This window comes from Actinoplanes sp. NPDC051470 (assembly GCF_040682035.1).
In the GTDB taxonomy this organism is placed as follows: domain Bacteria; phylum Actinomycetota; class Actinomycetes; order Mycobacteriales; family Micromonosporaceae; genus Actinoplanes.
Map to the genome: position 1 here is coordinate 193060 of NZ_JBFBAA010000014.1, position 16647 is coordinate 209706.

Sequence of the window (16647 nt, forward strand, 5' to 3'; positions counted from 1 at the left end):
GTTTGGCGGTCGCGACAGTTAGGATCGGGTGTGTCCACGCTTGATCTCCTCCCTCGCCGCGTCGAGTCGCAGATTGCCGCCGCCCTGGCCGACACACGTGTCGTTCTGGTGAGCGGGGCGCGTCAGGCCGGCAAGAGCACTCTGGTGCGAGTGGTCGCCGGGGACCGCGTGGCCGAGCGGCGTGACCTCGACCGAGCTCAGGACCGTGCCGCCGCTCTGGCCGACCCGGTCGGCTTCGTCGACTCCGCCGAGCTCCTGGCGATCGACGAGATCCAGCGAGCCCCCGACCTGCTCCTCGCCATCAAGGCGTCGGTCGACGCCGATCCGCGGCCCGGCCGGTTCCTGCTCACCGGCTCGTCGCGGTTGTTCGGGATGGTCGCCGCTCCGGATGCCCTGCCCGGCCGGATGGAGACCGTCGAGCTCTGGCCGTTCTCCCAGGGCGAGCTCGATGGCCAGCCGGACGGCTTCGTCGACGCCATCTTCACGCTCGGACCCGAACTCCGGCATGAGTCGACGGTCACGCGAGCCGGCTACGCCGCCCGCATCGTGCGCGGCGGCCTGCCGGAGGCCACGTCCCGCGACGACGCCAAGCGCCGGCGGCGATTCCTCGACGCCTACGTGCAGTCGCTCATCGAGCGCGATGTCCGGCAGCTGTCCGACATCCACCACAAGGGCGAGCTGCGCAAGCTCGTGCGGCTGCTCGCGGCCCGGTCGGCGACGATCATCGCGGCCAACGCGCTCGAGTCGGCACTGGGCCTGAGCCGGTCGACGATCGCGCGCTACCTCCAGGCGTTGGAAGAGATCTTCCTCATCAAGCGGATTCCCGGCTGGTCCCGCAATCTCGGCACCCGGGCCACCGCCGCTCCGAAGCTGGTGTTCGTCGACTCGGGCATCGCCGCCAACGAGGTCGGTGTGGACGCCCGCGCCCTGCTCCGGCCCGGGGCGCCGTTCGGGCCGCTGCTCGAGTCCTTCGTCATCTCCGAGCTTGCCCGCCAGCTCACCTGGTCGGCGTCGGCCGTCGACCTGTCGCACTACCGCGACCACAGCAAGTTCGAGGTCGACGCCGTTCTGGAGAACCGGTCCGGGCAGGTCGTCGGCATCGAGGTCAAGGCGGCCACGACCGTCGGGCCGGACGACTTCCGCGGCCTGCGCCGGCTGGCCGGCCGTCTCGGCGACGACTTCGTCGCCGGCGTGGTGCTCCACACCGGCACGTCGACCCTGCCGTTCGGTGAGAAGCTGCGGGCCGTGCCGGTCAGCGCGCTCTGGGAAGTGGGTCTGCCGCCTGTGGCGGCCTGACCACGCACGGACCTGGAGCCCGCGGGAGCAAGCGGTCTGGACCACGACGGACGTGGGAAAATCCAGAATTTGATCTTGATTTAAGGGTCGGTGGAGAGTTTGGCGTGGAGGTGCATGTCGTGCCAGCCGTCGGCGTGCCGCATCTCGGCGCGCTTGGTGCCCTCCAGGGCGAAACCCGCGGTCGTGGCCACCCGGCAGGACGGCTGGTTGACGGTCGAGTGGGCGACCTCGATGCGGTGCAGGCCCAGGGTTTCGAAGGCCCAGGTGGACACGGTGACCAGGGCTCGAGGGGCGATGCGGCGGCCGCGGGCGGCGGGGAGAACCCAGTAGGACACCTCGCCCAGGCCCAGGGGCAGGTTGAGGCGGCGCAGGCTGATCTGGCCGGCCACCTTGCCCTCGTCGAGGATGGCCCAGCCGGCGCCGGACTCGGCTCGCCAGCGGCCGGGCCAGTGGGCGATCCAGTCGGTGGCCTCCTCGTTGGTCATCGAGCGGGCGTGCCACTGGCGGATGCCGGGATCGGTGTAGGCGCCGACCACGGTGGCGCGGTCGGACGGGAGCCAGGGGCGCAGGGTGAGGCCGGCGCCGTGGATGTCGGGCTGGAGGCGGGACTTCATCGTGCCGGGGCGGACGACCGGGTCGACGAGGGACGGCACGTCAGTCCTCCAGCTCGACGACCTCGAGCAGGCCGCTGACCACCAGGATCTGACGAACACCGGAGGTGGGGCGGGACAGCCGGAACGTGATGCCGGCGTCCCGGGCCCGCTGGAAGCCGAAGACCAGGGCGCCCAGACCGGTGGAGTCGATGAACGACAAGTCGGACAGATCGACGGTCATCGAGCGGGGGAGGGCGGCGATCGCCTCGGCCAGAGCCGACCGCACCTGGTCGACGGTGAGCACGTCGACCTCGCCGGTCAGGACCACGGTCACGGTGTCGGTCGTACGGTCCAGTCTGGCCACTACTTCCTCGGACAACGGAGAGGCCTTACCTTTCGTAGTGACAATATTCCTGTGCGAGAGGGGCTGCCGTGCCTATCCGTGGTGGACTGCCACCGCGCAACCCGCGTTTTGCCGGGCGGGAAGACCTGCTCAGCGATGTTCGCGGCCTGCTCGGCAACGGTCCCGTGGCGCTGCTGCCGGCGCCGGAGCACCAGCTTGGCGGCACGGGACGAACCCAGCTCGCGATTGAGTATGCCTACCGGTACGCCGACACGTACGACCTTGTCTGGTGGATTCCCGCGGAGCAGACCGCCGGGATGCGCGCCTCGCTGGTCGGGCTGGCGCAGCGGCTGGGCCTGCCCGAGGCCCGCGACATCAACCGCACCCTGGGCGCGGTGCGCGACGCGCTGAGCCGAGGCGAGCCGTACCGGAACTGGCTGGTCGTCTTCGAGAACGCCAACCGGCCCGAGGACATCAAGCCGTACCTGCCCAGCGGCGCCGGTCACGTGCTGGTCACCTCGCGCAACCCGCGCTGGACGTCGGAGATCGCGCAGGCGGTGCCGGTGCCGGTGTTCGACCGGGCCGACAGTGTGGACTTCCTCCGCCGGCGCCTGCCCGAGGCCTCCGTGGCCGACGCCGAGCGCCTGGCCGACCGGCTCCAGGACGTGCCGATGGCGTTGCACCAGGCGGCCGCGGTGCGGGTGGCGGCCGGCTGGTCCACAGCGGAATACCTGCGAAGGTACGACCAGCGCGCCGCCGAACTGGCCTTCCCGACCCCGATCCGGGTGGCCTGGGGCCTGGCCACCGACGCGCTGCGGGCCGCCTCGGCGCCGGCCGCCCAGCTGCTGGAGCTGTGCGCGTTCCTGGCCAGCGCGCCGGTCTCGTGGCAGCTGCTCTGGGCGGCGCGCGGGCGCGAGCTGCCCGAGGAACTGGCGCCGACGATCCGGCTGGAGCGCCGGCTGCGGGCCGCGATGCGGCTGATCGGCCGGTACGGGCTGGCCGACCTCGACCCGTCCGGCGAACGCCTGCTCGTGCACCCGCTGATCCGCGGCATGCTCAGCCAGGAGCTCAGCTCGGACCGGCACGCCGCGCAGCTCCGGGCCGTCCGCGGGATGCTGGCCTCCGCCGACCCGGGCGACCCGGACACGCCCACGGCCTGGCCGCGGTACGCCGAGATCGTCCCGCACCTGGTGCACTCGGACGCCCTGGGCGGATCCTCCGAGGAGTCCCGCCAGCTGGTCGTGCACTGCGTCCGCTATCTGTACGCGAGCGGCGACTACGACTCCAGCCGCGACCTCGCCACCCAGGCGGTCACCCGGTGGCGGGAAACCGTGGGCGAGGCCGACGAGCAGACCCTGCTGGTCTCCTTCCACCTGGCCAACGCGCTGCGGGCGGTGGGCCGGATCCCGGACGCCCGCACGCTCAACTCGCAGACGCTGCGGCTGCAGCGCGAGGCGCTCGGCGGCGACGACGAGACCACCCTGGCCACGGCCAACAGCGTGGGCGCCGACCTGCGCATGCAGGGCCACTTCGAACAGGCCCGGCTGCTCGACACGGACAACCTGGTGCGCTACCGCCGGCTCTACGGCGACAGCTATCCGACCGCCCTGCGCTGCGCCAACAACCTGGCCGCCGACCTGCGGCTGCTCGGCGACTTCCGGGGGGCCAAGGCGCTCGACGAGCAGACCCTCAAGCACCGCTCGGCGGTGCTGGCCGAGAGCCACCCGGAGATCATCTCGTCGCGGGGCGCGCTGGCCTTCGACCTGATCGGGATGGGCGACTTCGGTGGCGCGGCCGAGATCCTGGTCCTGCCGCACACCCTGGACGCCGACCATCCGATGGTGCTGCTGCTGCGCCGGTTCGTGGCGCTGGCCGCCCGCCGCCGCGGCCTCGCGCACGCCCGCAAGCTGGCCGAGGCCAACGTGAACCGGTTCCGGCAGCGGTTCGGCGACCTGAACGTGGAAACGCTCGGCGCGATCGTCGGCCTGGCCAACTGCGCCCGGGCCGACGGCGACCTGGACGGGGCCCACCGGCTGCTGGAACGGGTGGTGGCCCGCTACCACGCGGTGCTCGGCGACGACCACCCGTTCACCCTGGCCGCGTCGGCCAACCTGGCCGGCGTGGTGCGGGCGACCGGCCGGTTCCCGGAGGCGCGCACGATCGACACCGAGGCGCTGGTCGGGCTGCGGCGCAGCGTCGGGCCCGACCACCCGTTCACGCTGTCCTGTGCCAACGGCATGGTCGCCGACCTGTTGCAGACCGGCGAGGGGCAGCAGGCGCGGGAGATCGCGGCGGACACGCTGATGCGCTCCCGTACGGTGCGCGGCCCGGACCATCCGGACACCGCCGCCTGCGCTTGGAACGTGGCGCTGGACGCGGGTGACGAGACCGCCCAGGAACAGGAGATGACGGCGCTGACGAAGGCGTACGGGGAGAATCATCCGATCCTGGCCCGCGCCGCCGCCGGCCTGCGACTGGAGACCGAGATCGACCTACCGCCCCTGTAGGGCTTCCTGGCGGGTCAGCAGCGCGGTGAGGTCGGCGGCCGGCATCGGGCGGGCGAAGTGGTAGCCCTGCGCCTGCCCGCAGTCGAGCTCGCGCAGCCGGGCCGCCTGCAACGCGTCCTCGACGCCCTCGGCGACCGGGGACAGGTCGAAGGTGCGGGCGATCTGGAGCACCGCCTCGGCCACCGAGGCGCCGGCCGTGTCCTGCATCGTGGCCACGAACGAGCGGTCGATCTTCACCACGTCCACCGGCAGCGCGCCCAGGTGGCTGAGCGACGAGAAGCCGGTGCCGAAGTCGTCCAGCGCGATGCGTACGCCGAGGGTCTTGAGCGCGCCCAGCACCCGGGCCGACTCGGCCAGGTCGGTCAGCGCGACCGACTCGGTCAGCTCCAGCACCAGCAGGTGCGGGGGCAGGCCGGTGCGCTCCAGCACACCGCGCACCTCGTCGATCAGGTCGGGCTGGCCGAGCTGGGAGGCGGAGAGGTTGACGTTCAGCTCGAAGCCGGGATTTGCCTGCTGCCACGCGGCGGCCTGCTCGCAGGCTTCGGCGAGCACCCAGCCGCCGAGCCGCGGCAGCAGCCCGATCTCCTCGGCGAGATCCAGGAACGCGGCCGGGGCGAGCAGGCCACGCGACGGGTGCCGCCAGCGGACCAGGGCCTCCACGCCGACCGTGTGCTCGCCGTCGAGGTCGACGATCGGCTGGTAGTGCACCTCGAACTCGTGCTCGTCCACGGCGCGGCGCAGCTCGGCCTCGTCCCGGCGCTGCTGCTCGGCGATCGCGAACTGGGCCGGGTCGAACCGCCGGGCGACACCCTTGCCGTCCGCCTTGGCCTGGTAGAGGGCCACGTCGGCGTCACGCATGACCGCGTCCACGGCCCACCCGCCGCCCCGGGCGAAGGCGATGCCGGCGCTGGCCTGGATGCTGAGCACGGTGTCGCCGACGGTCAGCGGCACGGCCAGGTCACGCAGGATCCGGTTGGCCACGGTGTCGGCGATGGTGTCGTCGGCCAGCCGGGGGAGCAGCACCACGAACTCGTCGCCGCCCAGCCGGGACACGGTGTCGTTGCCCCGAACATTCGCGTTGAGCCGCTCGGCCGTCCTCACCAGCAGCTCGTCGCCGGCCGCGTGGCCGTACGTGTCGTTGATCTCCTTGAAGCCGTCCAGGTCGACCAGGATCATCGCGGTGATCGTGTCGTCGGCGTCGGACAGCGCGTCGGTGGCGTGGTTCATGAAGAGCTTGCGGTTGCCCAGCGCGGTCAGCGGGTCGAAGTAGGCCTGCCGGGTCAGGATCGCGCGCTGCTTGGTGAGGTCGCGCATCAGCCGGTCGTTGGTGCGGGCGCCGAGGAACTGCCGGACCAGGATGACCGCCGACACGGCGATGAGCAGCCCGGTCAGCTCCGGCGTGATCGCGCCGTCCCGATAGTGCCACCAGCCGGCGCAGATCACCGCGGACGCGATCGGGGCGTACTGGAGCAGCGGCCACCGCTCGGCCAGCAGAATCACGCCGATCCCGAGGAACGCCACGACACCGACCGGTACGGCCAGGTTGGTGCGCTCGGCGAACAGCACCGGCCACGTGAGCACCAGCAACGAGCCGAAGACCATCGCGGCGTCGACCACCCGCCGGACCCGGTTCATACCCGTGCTCTGCCCCATGGCTCACCTCCAGGCGACCAGATCGGTCCCGGTCGCGCTCACCTGAGAGATGTCAGCCGACAATCCACTCGATCACCCGGCCCGGCGCACACCCGGCCCGCACCAGCGCGGCAACATCCTCGGCCCGCGCACCCACCCCACCCGCGATGATCAACGGCGTCAATTCAAGATCAAGATCTTTGCCCGTGTACGCGCGCCGAACTGTCCCGTAATCACCCGCGAGCAGAGCGGCCTCGACGGCCGCGAGGCGACTTTCGCGTGTCTGCTCGGAGCTCGGGTGGCGCGCGCCGCGCTCATGGTCCCTCTCGATCGTGAAGTCGGTGCGGCTACCGCCGTCTCCCCCGCTCCTCTCGATCTTGAAATCGGCGCGGCCACCGCCACCTCCCCCACCCCTCTGGGTGGGCGGCAACGTAGCGCGTGGGTCCGACAGTTCCGCGGAGTTGTCCACAGGGCTGTCGGGCGCCGGCGCGCCTGTGGACAACCTCGCGACCACTTCGCCGCGGCGGAGCAGGTCGTGGATCGCCTTGAGGCGGGGCGAGTGGGAGAGGGCGCGGCGGCTGTCCGTCCGCAGCTGGGACGTCGGGGGTGGGGGCGGGTCGCCACGGTGGAAGGCGGCCACCAGGGGGCTGGGGTCGGGCCGCAGGTTGCGCAGGCGCCAGCGGACGTAGTGGTCGTCGTTGGCCAGGCGAGCCAGGTGGACGATGCGCGGGTCGGCGGGCTCGGCCGGCCACGGGCGGACCTCGTCGAGCAGCGCGCCGGTGAAGCGGCGGCCGGCGGCGGTGAGGCGGCCGGTGCTGAGCAGGCGTTCGGCGGTGCCGGCCACGGCCTCGCGCCAGCGGCAGAACTCGAAGGTCGCCAGCGGGTCGCCGGTCGTGCCGGCCTCGGTGCGCCAGAAGCGGGTCACGGCCAGATAGGCGTACGCGCCGTGCAGCACGCCGGAGGCCGGGCGCGGGTCGTCCCGCCACGGCGAATAGCCCCGGTCGCGCGGGTCGAGGTGCAGGTCGAAGAGGTACGAGGTGGCGTTCAGCACACTGTGTTGCGCCTCGTGCAGCAGGCCGACCGCGAGGCCGGTGGCGTCGGCCGGGCGGGACATCGCGACCGCACCGAAGGCGTCGGCCGACGTCGCGCTGATCCCGGCCGCGCCCGCGTCCGACTCGACCGGGACGACGCAGGTCAGCACGTCGGCCAGCAGCAGCGCGGCGGCCCGGTGCCGGGTGACCAGCAGGCGCCACGCGTCGGTGAAGCACTCCTGCCAGTGCGCGGCCTCGGCGTCGGTCAGCGGCGCGGACGGCGTGAGGCCCAGCAGGCCTCGGCGGTCGTCGCGGTCCTCCAGGCGTACCGAAAAGCTGATGGTGTCGTGCTCGGCGGTCAGAAATCTGACGTCGGGGCGATCGGCCGGCGGCGGGCCGGTGACGCGGTCGCGGAGGCGGGCGGCGGCCCAGGCGCCGAACAGGGGATCGGTGAGATCGGCCTCGGCGCCGTGGTCGCCGGGCAGCGCGCGCAGCAGCAGGAGATTCCGGCCGTGCTGACCACGCCGCAACTCATCGATGACGGATGGTGACGGCCGGCCCGCTCCCAACGCTGCGAAATCGCGGTCGGTGAGAGCGTGCCTCCGCACGTCAGAGCGCCGAGTTGAAGCCGGCGATCGGCTCGTCCGGGTCGGTCAGGTCGTGGGACAGGCGGCGAAGCGTACGGCTCAGAACCGAGTCGTCACGTTGGGTGAGGTCGGCGAGTTCCGTCAGCGTCAGCCCGGAGACATCGACCATCTCCGACCGCCATTGCGCGGGGTATTCCTCGTCGGTCAACGCGGCTCCTCCTGCCGGTCGGGATGTTTGCCCACCGGCAACCGTTAATGTATCGCCCGGACTGGTTTCGAATTCGGCCTCAGATCGAGCGCCTCGAATGTGGATGTGAAACCACGCATACATTACGAGACGGTCGCCAGGTCGGGTGACCTCGTGGCGCGCCCGCACACCGGGTCACGCTGAGTTGCGCGTCCGTGATCTCATAGGACGCCAACACAGAAGAAAGTCGGCAACGGAGGACAAAACTGTGCTTGGTCGCAATCTGGACGACGTGGAGGCGGCGGAGCGTTCCTGGAACTCGCCGCCTTCCGGGCGCGCGGAGGCGACGGCCACGCTGGCCGACCGGGTGGCCCGGCTGTCCGCCTCGGCTACCGGCGGTGACGGCGTGATCCGGGTCGGGGTCGACAGCGGTGGCGCCATCACCACGCTCGAGCTGCCCGACGCCGGGCTCGCCACCGAGATCCTGCGGACCATCCGCCGGGCCCAGGCCGGGCTGGCCGAGCAGGTCGAGGTGGCGGTGAACGAGACCGTCGGGCCCGAGTCAGAAACGGGACGCGCCGTCCTGGAGAGCTTCTCGCAGAGGTTCCCGGCGGTCCCCGACGACGGCCCGGCCGCGCCGGTGATGCCCCCGGCCAAGCCGTTCCCGACCTTCCGCAACCAGCCGTCGCTGCCCCATCAGGTGCCCGGCAACGGCTTCGAGAGCGGGCGCGACAGCCGAGCACGTTGAGCTTCCGACCGATACGGTCGGTGTCCAGGGGGAGGAACATCGTGAGAGGGGACGGGAAGCAGTGAGCACACCGCTGCCGAGCCGTGGACCGGCGCCGCCGGTCGAGCACATGAACAACGCGGAGCTGGCCCGGCTGATCGAGTCGGAACATCCGTACCGGGGCAAGGCGCTCTTCGAGCTGTCCGACCGGATCGCCCACGACGACGATGCGGCGACGAAGGTGGCGATGCTCAGCCGCCTGACGTCGCTGCGGGCGGCGCGGCTCTTCGACCGGGTGTCACTGGCCTGGTCGGGAATCATCGCGCTGCTCGCGGCCGAGACGCCACACGCGCGGAATTCGGCGTACGAGGCCTTCTACGCGCTGGATCTGGCCGAGCAGAAGGACATGCTCGACTATCTCGAGGTGACCAAGATCGAGGAGGCCCACCCGCGCATAGCGTGAGCGGGCCTCCGGTCGTTGTTGTCCAAGGGCGGGTCTGCCGAAGGTCGTCAGGCGACGACCTTGACGTCCTTCCAGAAGGCGACCCGGTCACGAACGGCCGTGGCGTCGGGCTTCGGCTCGGGGTAGAACCAGACCGCGTCCGGCGTGACGTGGTCGCCCGACTCGAGCGTGTAGTAGGACGCCTTGCCCTTCCACGGGCAGACGGTGTGCGTGTCGGAGAGGCGAACCACGTCTTCCCGAAGCGAGCTGCGCGGGAAGTAGTAGTTGCCCTCGACAACCACGGTGTCGTCGCTCTCGGCGATGATCTCGTCGTTCCAGATGGCCTTCGGCATGGCTCGAACGTAGCGCGTGCGACGCCCGCGGTCCGATATGCGGGGTCTATTCAGCTCCGCGGGGTGAATCGCGGTGCGTCGCACGGACATTGGCGGTCCGGTGCGCGAAGATCTAGTGTCGACCGGCGTACCCCCCGACGAAGGCTGCCGAGATGACCCGCCAGAGCACGCTGCCCGGCCTGCGAGAGCAGGCGCGGCACGCTCTGCTCCTGCTGGGCGTGCCCGCGCCGGCCCGGCTGGTGGTCGACGTGCACGCGGCCTTCTTCGACGGCGACCTGTCGGTTCCGGCGCTGGCCGCCCTGATGCGCGACGACGAACGCTTCGCAGCCGGCCCCGACCCGTCGTCCGGGCTTGATTCCGGTCTCTTCGCCCGCGCGGAATCACCCGCCGGGCCGGATGGTTCCGCTACGGCCGTGCCCACGCACTCGGCCGGGTTCGACGGCGGGACTGTGCTGCGCCCGTACCTCATCTGTCCTGCTCTGCACCCGGATCTCGCGCCGGCGGGGGGGACCGTCACGCTGTCGACCTGGTCGCTCGACGAGCGGCTGATCACGCCGGCCGTCGCGCGCGCCCATGCCCTGGTCGCGACCGCGCGGATCGCCGAGTTCGCCGCCGCCCGCCCCGGTGCCAGCGCCCGTGAGCTGCTGCAACGCCTCGCCCTGGAGGTGCCCGGCGGTCCCGAGGCACTTGACCTCGCCGAGGCCGCGCGCGCCGCCCTGGACGACCCCGCCCTGGCCGCGGCCGCCGCTGCCGAAGAGCCGGCCCGCACCGCCGCCCTCGCGCGTGCCGACCACCTTGACGAGCACCGCCGCCTCTTCGGCGTCCCGTCGGTGCCGCACCAGCGGGGCGGCGCGTGACCGACACCCGAGCGCGCCCGCCGGCGCCGAAGCCCGAGATCCAGCGGCAGGGCGCCGCCACCTCGACCGACCCCGCCATCGAGCAGCTCCGTGGCTCGTCGCCCCGGAAACGGCACAACGCCCGCACGATCGCCGCGCTCACCGGCAACCCCGGCTGCAACCGGCGCGCCGTGCTGGACGCGGCCGGCATCGACAAGCCCCGGCTCGCCGAGCGGGTCGGCTTCCCCGGCCAGTTCGGCCAGTCCCGGTTCGCGCTGGCCCGCGGCAACGGCTTCGAGGCCATGCTCAAGGCCGACGACGGCGCGTTGCTGCTCACCGCGCTCGGCTTTCCGTCGCTCAAGGTCGGCTACGACGACCTGGGCGCCGACGCCGACGAGACGCTCGCCCAGCGACACGCCCGCACCCGGGCGCTGCTCGGCGACGCGGCCGGCGCCGCCCTGATCGACCACCCCCTGCTCACGCTGCAGGTGGCCGGCCAGACCGTCTTCCTCGAACCGGACCTGATCGCCTTCCAGCGGGCCGGCCGCCTCCAGGTCGTCGAGATCAAGTCGTTCTCGATCATCGACGGCCAGGCGGACAGCGCGAAGGTCTCCGCCGCGGCCACCCAGGCCGCTGTTTATGTGCTCGCCCTTCGCGACCTCCTCTCCTCGCTCGGTCAGGACCCGGACCTGGTCAGTCACGAGGTCGTGCTGGTCTGCCCGGAGAACTTCTCGTTCAGCCCGGTGGCGGTCGTGCTCGACGTGCGCAAGCAACTCGCCACGCTCCGCCGCCAGCTCACCCGCATGGCCTCGGCCGCGTCGCTGGTCGCCGCGCTTCCCCCGGGAGTGTCGTTCGACCTCGCGCTGCCGCCCGAGACGCTGGCGGCCGGCCTGGCTCAGGTGTCGGCTCGCTATGCGCCGGAGTGTCTCTCCGCGTGCGAGCTGGCCGCCTATTGCCGGCACGAGGCCGCGGGAACGACGGCCGCCCTGGGCCGCCCGGTCCGCGACGCGCTCGGCGGCGTCGCGACGGTGGCCGAGGCGCTGGCCCTGGCCGGCGGCGCCCGCCCGGCGAACGAGGACCAGGAGGAAGCGGCCGCCCTGCTCCGCACCGCCGCACGGCTGCGAGCCGAGGCACTCGGCCATTGAGCACGCTCACCGCCCTGGCCCGGGCCCAGGCCGCCGCCTCGGGTGAGGCCGAGCCGATCGCCACCGTGCGCCACCTGCACATGCACCGGCGGCCGTTCGTCTTCGTCCCGCTGGCCATGGCCGGCGAGGCCAACGCGCCGCTGGCCGCCCTGGCCGGGGCCTCGCAGATGTCGCCGACCCTGCTCGTCGTGCCCCAGCCGCGCAACCGGGACCAGCGCTTCCGCTTCGCCGGCGAGCTGGCCGAGGTGCTCCTGCCCTACCTGGACTCGTTCACCGGCATGGCCGAGCCGATCGCCGTCGATCGCGGGCGGGACGTGCGGTACCGCTTCGTCGACGCCCCGCAGGTCTGGGTGCCGAACACCGGCGGCGTCGACTTCGTCCGGCTGCTCGGCCGGTCTACCCGGTTCCGGCAGATCGACGGCGATTATCCGGTGCCGCCGGGGGTGCCGTTGCTCGGGCGATGGCTCACCTTCCTCGCCCAGTCGGCCGAGGTGCCCGGCGCGTCGATGCTGCTCAACGCCGTGCAGGCGCTGGGACTGCACTGGGCCACCGGGCAGAGCGGCGCCGAGGACGCGCAACTGGCCGCCCAGCTCGCCTGGATCTCCCCGCCCCGCGGGATGTCGGGCCGGGATGCCGCCCGGGCCGCGGAGGGCGCTGCGGCCGGCCCGGCCACCGACCCCGAGTTCGACAACAAGGTGCTCGCGCCGCTGATGGAGGCGGACGACGTGCCGGGCCTGACCGAGGCGCTGCGTGACGTGCTCCAGCCGACGTGGGATCAGATGTGGCTCGCGCTGTCGCTGCTCCGGGCCCTGCCGCCGGGCGCGCGGGTGGCCTCGCGCTGGGACGCCGACCGGGACAGCTACTCCGCCTTCGTCGCCGGGATCGAGGAGGGCCTCCCGCCCCAGCCCCGCCGGGACGGGGCGGTGGCCGCGGCGTCGCGCCTGCACCGCCTGGAGAACGCGGCCACCCGCTACGCCGTCCAGCGCGCCTTCGACGATCCGCTGGTGATGGCCGAGCACCGGCTGACCGGCGCGGCCTTCGTCGCGGTCGTGACGATGGCCAAGGACGACCGGGTCGACGACACCGGCAAGCGCCCGGTGCTGCGGCCGCGGATCATGGTCGCCAGCACCGAGCCCGTGCGTGTCGAGGCCGGCGCCACGCTCACCTCGCCGGCCCGGCCCGCCCAGAAGGCCAAGGTCGTCTCGGTCAGGCACACGCCCGACGGGGCCGAGGTGTTGCTGGAGCTCTCCGGTGGCATGGGCCGCAAGCTGGTGGCCGAGCCGGGCAGCGTCCCCGCGGTCGGCGAGCGCCTGCTGCTGACGACGCTCAGCGAGGCCTTCCGCCCCGGCGCCGCCTTCCCCGATCCGGCACAGACCCCTTGGACTCACGGCGGCGCGATGGTTGAGTGATGGTGTGTTCGCCGTCACTTTCGAGGACTGCCGCTGCGAGAGCCTGGCGTTCAGCCCCGACGCGACCCTGCTCGCCATCGGCGGCTCGAACGGCCTGGTCGGTCTGTGGCGCGTGGACACCGGCCGGCCGCTGCGCCACTTCGTGCACGATCTGCTCGGCAGCCCGGTTCGCGCGGTCGCCTTCGCCCCCGACGGCACGCTGCTTGCCGCGGTCGGCGGCGAGCACCTGAAGGTTCGCGACCTGCGCACCGGCCGCCTGATTCTCAAGCGCCAGCACCCGGCCGACCTGACCGCCGTGGCGATCGACGAGACCAGCACCCGGATCGCCACCGCCTGCACCGACGGCACGCTGCGCATCTGGTCGCGCCGAGGCGAGCTGACCGACCAGACGCCCCACGCCTGCACGGCCCGGACAACCCGCCTGAGCTTCGACGGCGCCCGCCCGGTGGCCGGTGGCGATCCCGAGGCGGCGATCGTTTCCGGCGACGGCCGGTGGACGGCGACCATCACCGAGACCGGGGTTCGGGTGAGGTCGACGGTGCCGCGGCCACGAGCATCATGATCAGGCCCGCGCCACGGCGGCGAGGTGGGCCAGGATCGCCTGGTTCGCCTCCCAGCCGTCGGGGAACTTGACCGGGACGTTGAGGTGGACCGGCTCCGTCGAGGGGTGGGCGTCGAGCAGGTCGGCGATGCCGGCCCGGGCCACGACCACGCACGCGTTGCGGTGTCTCGAGGTGAGCACACACAACCGGCCGGACTCCAGGTGGAAGGCGGTCGCGTCCTGCCGGCCGGACAGCGGGTGCAGGACGATCGTCAGGTCGTACTCGCGGCCCTGAAGCCGGTTCGCGGTGTCGACCGTGACCCCCGCGGCCTCGGGCGGGAGCAGCGCGCGGATCGTGGCGGCCTGGTCGCGGTGGGCGGCCCCGATCGCCACCCGGGCCGGCGTCACCGGAGCGGCCTCGGTGTGCCCGTCGCGCGACAACGCCCGGGCGGCGAGCTGAGCGCAGGCGGCCGCGGCCTCGGCGTCGGTGCGCACGGTGAATCGGGCCGGTAGCTCATGCAATCCCCAACCGGTCGCCGCGGCCGTGTCGAGCACTTCGTCGAGCGGTGACGAGGCCGGCCGGGTGAAGGACAGGGTGCGGTCGCCCGGCCCGGTGCCCGAGCGGAAGCCGGTGAACGGGTAGAACGCCTCGGCCACCACGGGCGCCGCGGACGCCGGCAGCCGCCACGAGACGGGCAGCCGGTGCACCGGAAGATCGGGATTGTGTCGCAGCAGCACCGCGACCGCGCTCTGCATCGGGTCCCACGACAGGCCGGTCCACCGGTCGACGTCGACCGTGGAGAACGGGTCGAGCTGGCCGGGGTCGCCGACGAACAAGGCCCGCGCGAACCGGGGCGCCACCCTCAGCAGGGCGTCGGACCGCATCTGGTAGGCCTCGTCGACGATCGCCCACGGCCACAGCCCCTCGGTGACCGTGGCCCACTTGGCGGCCGTGCCGATCGTCACCGCCGGGCTGCCCAGGTCGGTGACCTTGGCGCCCACCCGGCAGCGCGGATGGTCGCGGACCCGGTCGGATGGCGCGTAGTCGACCGCCGACAACCGGCCGACCGGGGTCTCGGGCGACCTGGCGCCGAGCCGGTCGATGAGGTCGTCGACCTGCTCGTTGGTCTGCGCCACGATCATCAGCGGCTCACCGGCCGCGGCCAGCTCGGCGGCCGCGCGGACGACCAGGGTGGACTTGCCGGCGCCGGGTGGCGAGTCGACGACCACGCCGCGGTGGTCGCCGGTGGCGAGGTCGGCCAGGACCGCGCCGACGACCTGGTTGGCCTCGACGGATGGGCTCAGGGGCAGCGTTGCGATGGGCACGGACGAGACCGTAACTCGTACGTCCGACAGTTCCCCTTGGACCTGTGGACAACTTGTCGGCGTCGTACATTTGTTCTAATGTCCCTCACCGCGGCTCTCGCTTACGCCCGGCATGGCGTCCCGGTCCTGCCGGTGTACAACCCTGCCGCGGATGGAGGCTGTTCATGTGGCCGACCCGGTTGCGACCGGCCCGGGAAGCACCCGCTACCGCGCCACGGGCTGCGCGACGCGAGCACCGACCCGCGCCAGATCGAGCTGTGGTTCTCGCGCTGGCCGCAAGCCAATCTCGGGCTGGTCACGGGCGTGGTGATGGATGTCGCCGACGTCGACTCGGTGACCGGGTGGCACGCGCTGCGCCACCTCCTCGGCGGCGCGATGCCACCGGGTCCCCAGGTCCGCACGGGCGGTGGCGGCTGGCACTTCTGGTTCCGGCCGCTGGGGTACGGGAACCGGGTGCGCCTGTTGCCCGGTCTCGACTGGCGTGGCGCCGGTGGCTATGTGGTGGCGCCGCCGTCGCGGCACGCGAGTGGCTCCGCCTACACCTGGTTGCGGCGGCCGGGCGGCTCGCTGCCCGAGGCGTCAGCGGCGTTGCGCGATCTGGTTCGGGGCCCGGCCTACGAGCCGCCCGGCGAGGCGATCGGCCACCCGGAACGCTATGCCGAGGCGGCGCTGGCGGCGGCGGTCGAGCGGGTGGCCAACGCTCCCATCGGCACCCGCAACGACACCCTCAACCGGGCGGCGTTCGGGCTGGGCCGGCTGGTCGGCGCCGGGCTGCTGCCGGCGGCCGACGTGCGACGCGAGCTGGGGACGGCGGCGTGGCGATGCGGCCTGGGGCGGGTCGAGACGCGGGCCACGATCAGTTCCGGGCTGCGGGCGGGGATGCGCTCGCCGATCGACGCCGGCCGCCGCGGCGTGGCGTGACCGATCGAGATTGGCCAGGATGGGTGGGTGACTCACGAGCGCAGACTGAAGGCGTACGAGGTCGAGATGCCGATCCGGGCCGGTCGGGACCGGGTGTGGGAGGCCGTCACCAAGCCGCCCGTGCTGCACCGGTGGTTCGGCTGGGACTATGTGGGGCTCGGCGCCGAGATCCAGCAGATCTTCGTGAAAGCGGTGACCAAGGTCGCCCGCGAGAAGCGGATGGGCTGGGCCGACGGGTCCTATCTGGAGATCGTCGCGGACGGCGCGGGCAGCGTGGTGCGTGCGGTGCGGGAGGGCCCGGCGGCGACCGGGCCCGACCACTTCGACGCGATCGAGGAGGGCTGGAAGGCCTTCCTGGTGCAGTTGCGCTTCCTGCTCGAACACCACCCGCCGGGTGTACGCCGGACGATCTACCTGACCGGCGAGAGCACCGGCCGCGAGGCCCTGGGCCTGGCCGACACGGACTGGCAGCGGGTCGGCGCCCGCGTGGCCTGGACCGTCGACCCCGATGGGCATCTGGTCGTGGCGGCGGGCAACCGGCCGCTCGATTCCGCCACGACGAATGCCGTGCAGGTCATCGTGTCGACCTATGGCCTGTCCGACGCGGAGTTCGCGACCTGCCGGGACGGGTGGGCCAAGCGCTGGTCGGCCACGGCCGAGAACACCAAGGTCACGGTGGCCGGCTCGCCCGACCCGGCATAGCACGGCGCCCGCGGCGGGGGCGGGTTGTCCACAGGCAGCTTCTGTCCACAGGGCACCGGAACGTCGGAT

General features: G+C 72.6%; 17 protein-coding genes. 10 read left to right on the top strand and 7 right to left on the bottom strand.

Translation table 11 applies throughout. The features are described from left to right. Positions 1-30: 30 nt before the first annotated feature. Positions 31-1296, top strand: coding sequence for an ATP-binding protein (locus AB0M54_RS25080; RefSeq protein WP_364474055.1), 1266 nt, complete (start codon positions 31-33; stop codon positions 1294-1296). A gap of 80 nt (positions 1297-1376) precedes the next feature. On the opposite strand, the gene AB0M54_RS25085 is transcribed toward AB0M54_RS25080, so the two are convergent. Both AB0M54_RS25085 and AB0M54_RS25090 read right to left on the bottom strand, forming a co-directional pair. Further along, positions 1377-1910, bottom strand: coding sequence for a GNAT family N-acetyltransferase (locus tag AB0M54_RS25085; RefSeq protein WP_364474095.1), 534 nt, complete (start codon positions 1908-1910; stop codon positions 1377-1379). A 40-nt stretch (positions 1911-1950) separates the two neighbouring features. Continuing rightward, the gene (locus AB0M54_RS25090; RefSeq protein WP_364474057.1) at positions 1951-2253 is read right to left on the bottom strand and encodes an STAS domain-containing protein; all 303 of its coding nucleotides are present in this window, start codon (positions 2251-2253) and stop codon (positions 1951-1953) included. A gap of 68 nt (positions 2254-2321) precedes the next feature. Between AB0M54_RS25090 and fxsT the strand changes: the two genes are divergently transcribed. After that, a complete protein-coding gene (gene fxsT, locus AB0M54_RS25095; protein WP_364474059.1) occupies positions 2322-4739 on the top strand; it encodes an FxSxx-COOH system tetratricopeptide repeat protein in 2418 nt (805 codons plus the stop codon). On the opposite strand, the gene AB0M54_RS25100 is transcribed toward fxsT, so the two are convergent. From AB0M54_RS25100 to fxsA, 3 genes are all read right to left on the bottom strand, one after another. After that, the gene (locus AB0M54_RS25100) at positions 4725-6392 is read right to left on the bottom strand and encodes a bifunctional diguanylate cyclase/phosphodiesterase (RefSeq protein ID WP_364474061.1); all 1668 of its coding nucleotides are present in this window, start codon (positions 6390-6392) and stop codon (positions 4725-4727) included. The genes fxsT and AB0M54_RS25100 overlap by 15 nt on opposite strands. A 52-nt stretch (positions 6393-6444) precedes the next feature. Further along, the gene (locus AB0M54_RS25105) at positions 6445-7932 is read right to left on the bottom strand and encodes an HEXXH motif-containing putative peptide modification protein (RefSeq protein ID WP_364474062.1); all 1488 of its coding nucleotides are present in this window, start codon (positions 7930-7932) and stop codon (positions 6445-6447) included. Positions 7933-8011: 79 nt separating this feature from the next. Beyond that, on the bottom strand, positions 8012-8197 hold the full coding sequence (fxsA, locus tag AB0M54_RS25110; RefSeq protein ID WP_364330410.1) for an FxSxx-COOH cyclophane-containing RiPP peptide: 186 nt from the start codon (positions 8195-8197) through the stop codon (positions 8012-8014). 247 nt (positions 8198-8444) lie between these two features. On the opposite strand from fxsA, the gene AB0M54_RS25115 reads away from it, so the two are divergent. Beyond that, positions 8445-8924 carry a hypothetical protein gene (locus tag AB0M54_RS25115; RefSeq protein ID WP_364474064.1) on the top strand — a complete coding sequence of 160 codons (480 nt, stop codon included), beginning with the start codon at positions 8445-8447 and terminating at the stop codon, positions 8922-8924. A 61-nt stretch (positions 8925-8985) separates the two neighbouring features. Next, positions 8986-9366: a hypothetical protein gene (locus AB0M54_RS25120; RefSeq protein ID WP_364330404.1), complete on the top strand. Its 381-nt coding sequence runs from the start codon at positions 8986-8988 to the stop codon at positions 9364-9366. A gap of 47 nt (positions 9367-9413) precedes the next feature. Here AB0M54_RS25120 and AB0M54_RS25125 read toward each other — a convergent pair whose 3' ends face one another. Further along, on the bottom strand, positions 9414-9698 hold the full coding sequence (locus AB0M54_RS25125) for a DUF427 domain-containing protein (protein WP_364330401.1): 285 nt from the start codon (positions 9696-9698) through the stop codon (positions 9414-9416). Positions 9699-9850: 152 nt separating this feature from the next. Between AB0M54_RS25125 and AB0M54_RS25130 the strand changes: the two genes are divergently transcribed. The 4 genes from AB0M54_RS25130 to AB0M54_RS25145 all read left to right on the top strand — a co-directional run bounded on the left by AB0M54_RS25130 (position 9851) and on the right by AB0M54_RS25145 (position 13650). Then, entirely contained in the window at positions 9851-10555 is a 705-nt protein-coding gene (locus AB0M54_RS25130) for a hypothetical protein (protein ID WP_364474066.1), read from the top strand. Positions 10556-10632: 77 nt separating this feature from the next. Next, complete coding sequence (locus AB0M54_RS25135; RefSeq protein ID WP_364330522.1) at positions 10633-11679, top strand: hypothetical protein; 1047 nt, start codon at positions 10633-10635, stop codon at positions 11677-11679. Next, a complete protein-coding gene (locus AB0M54_RS25140) occupies positions 11676-13088 on the top strand; it encodes a hypothetical protein (protein ID WP_364330396.1) in 1413 nt (470 codons plus the stop codon). Before AB0M54_RS25135 ends, AB0M54_RS25140 begins: the two co-directional genes overlap by 4 nt. Before the next feature lie 4 nt (positions 13089-13092). Then, positions 13093-13650 carry a hypothetical protein gene (locus AB0M54_RS25145; protein ID WP_364330393.1) on the top strand — a complete coding sequence of 186 codons (558 nt, stop codon included), beginning with the start codon at positions 13093-13095 and terminating at the stop codon, positions 13648-13650. Here the strand turns inward: AB0M54_RS25145 and AB0M54_RS25150 are convergent, their stop codons facing one another. Further along, positions 13651-14949: an AAA family ATPase gene (locus AB0M54_RS25150; RefSeq protein WP_364474097.1), complete on the bottom strand. Its 1299-nt coding sequence runs from the start codon at positions 14947-14949 to the stop codon at positions 13651-13653. A gap of 84 nt (positions 14950-15033) precedes the next feature. On the opposite strand from AB0M54_RS25150, the gene AB0M54_RS25155 reads away from it, so the two are divergent. Beyond that, the gene (locus AB0M54_RS25155; protein WP_364474068.1) at positions 15034-15876 is read left to right on the top strand and encodes a bifunctional DNA primase/polymerase; all 843 of its coding nucleotides are present in this window, start codon (positions 15034-15036) and stop codon (positions 15874-15876) included. 27 nt (positions 15877-15903) lie between these two features. Then, entirely contained in the window at positions 15904-16578 is a 675-nt protein-coding gene (locus AB0M54_RS25160; protein ID WP_364474070.1) for an activator of HSP90 ATPase, read from the top strand. The last annotated feature ends 69 nt before the right edge of the window (positions 16579-16647 follow it).

What these genes read in the sequence shown, in the direction of transcription:
- AB0M54_RS25130 (WP_364474066.1), top strand. Translation starts at nt 9,851, where the DNA reads ATGACCCGCCAGAGCACGCTGCCCGGCCTGCGAGAGCAGGCGCGGCAC.
- AB0M54_RS25155 (WP_364474068.1), top strand. Translation starts at nt 15,034, where the DNA reads ATGTCCCTCACCGCGGCTCTCGCTTACGCCCGGCATGGCGTCCCGGTC.
- AB0M54_RS25100 (WP_364474061.1), bottom strand. Translation starts at nt 6,392, where the DNA reads ATGGGGCAGAGCACGGGTATGAACCGGGTCCGGCGGGTGGTCGACGCC.
- AB0M54_RS25125 (WP_364330401.1), bottom strand. Translation starts at nt 9,698, where the DNA reads ATGCCGAAGGCCATCTGGAACGACGAGATCATCGCCGAGAGCGACGAC.
- AB0M54_RS25085 (WP_364474095.1), bottom strand. Translation starts at nt 1,910, where the DNA reads ATGAAGTCCCGCCTCCAGCCCGACATCCACGGCGCCGGCCTCACCCTG.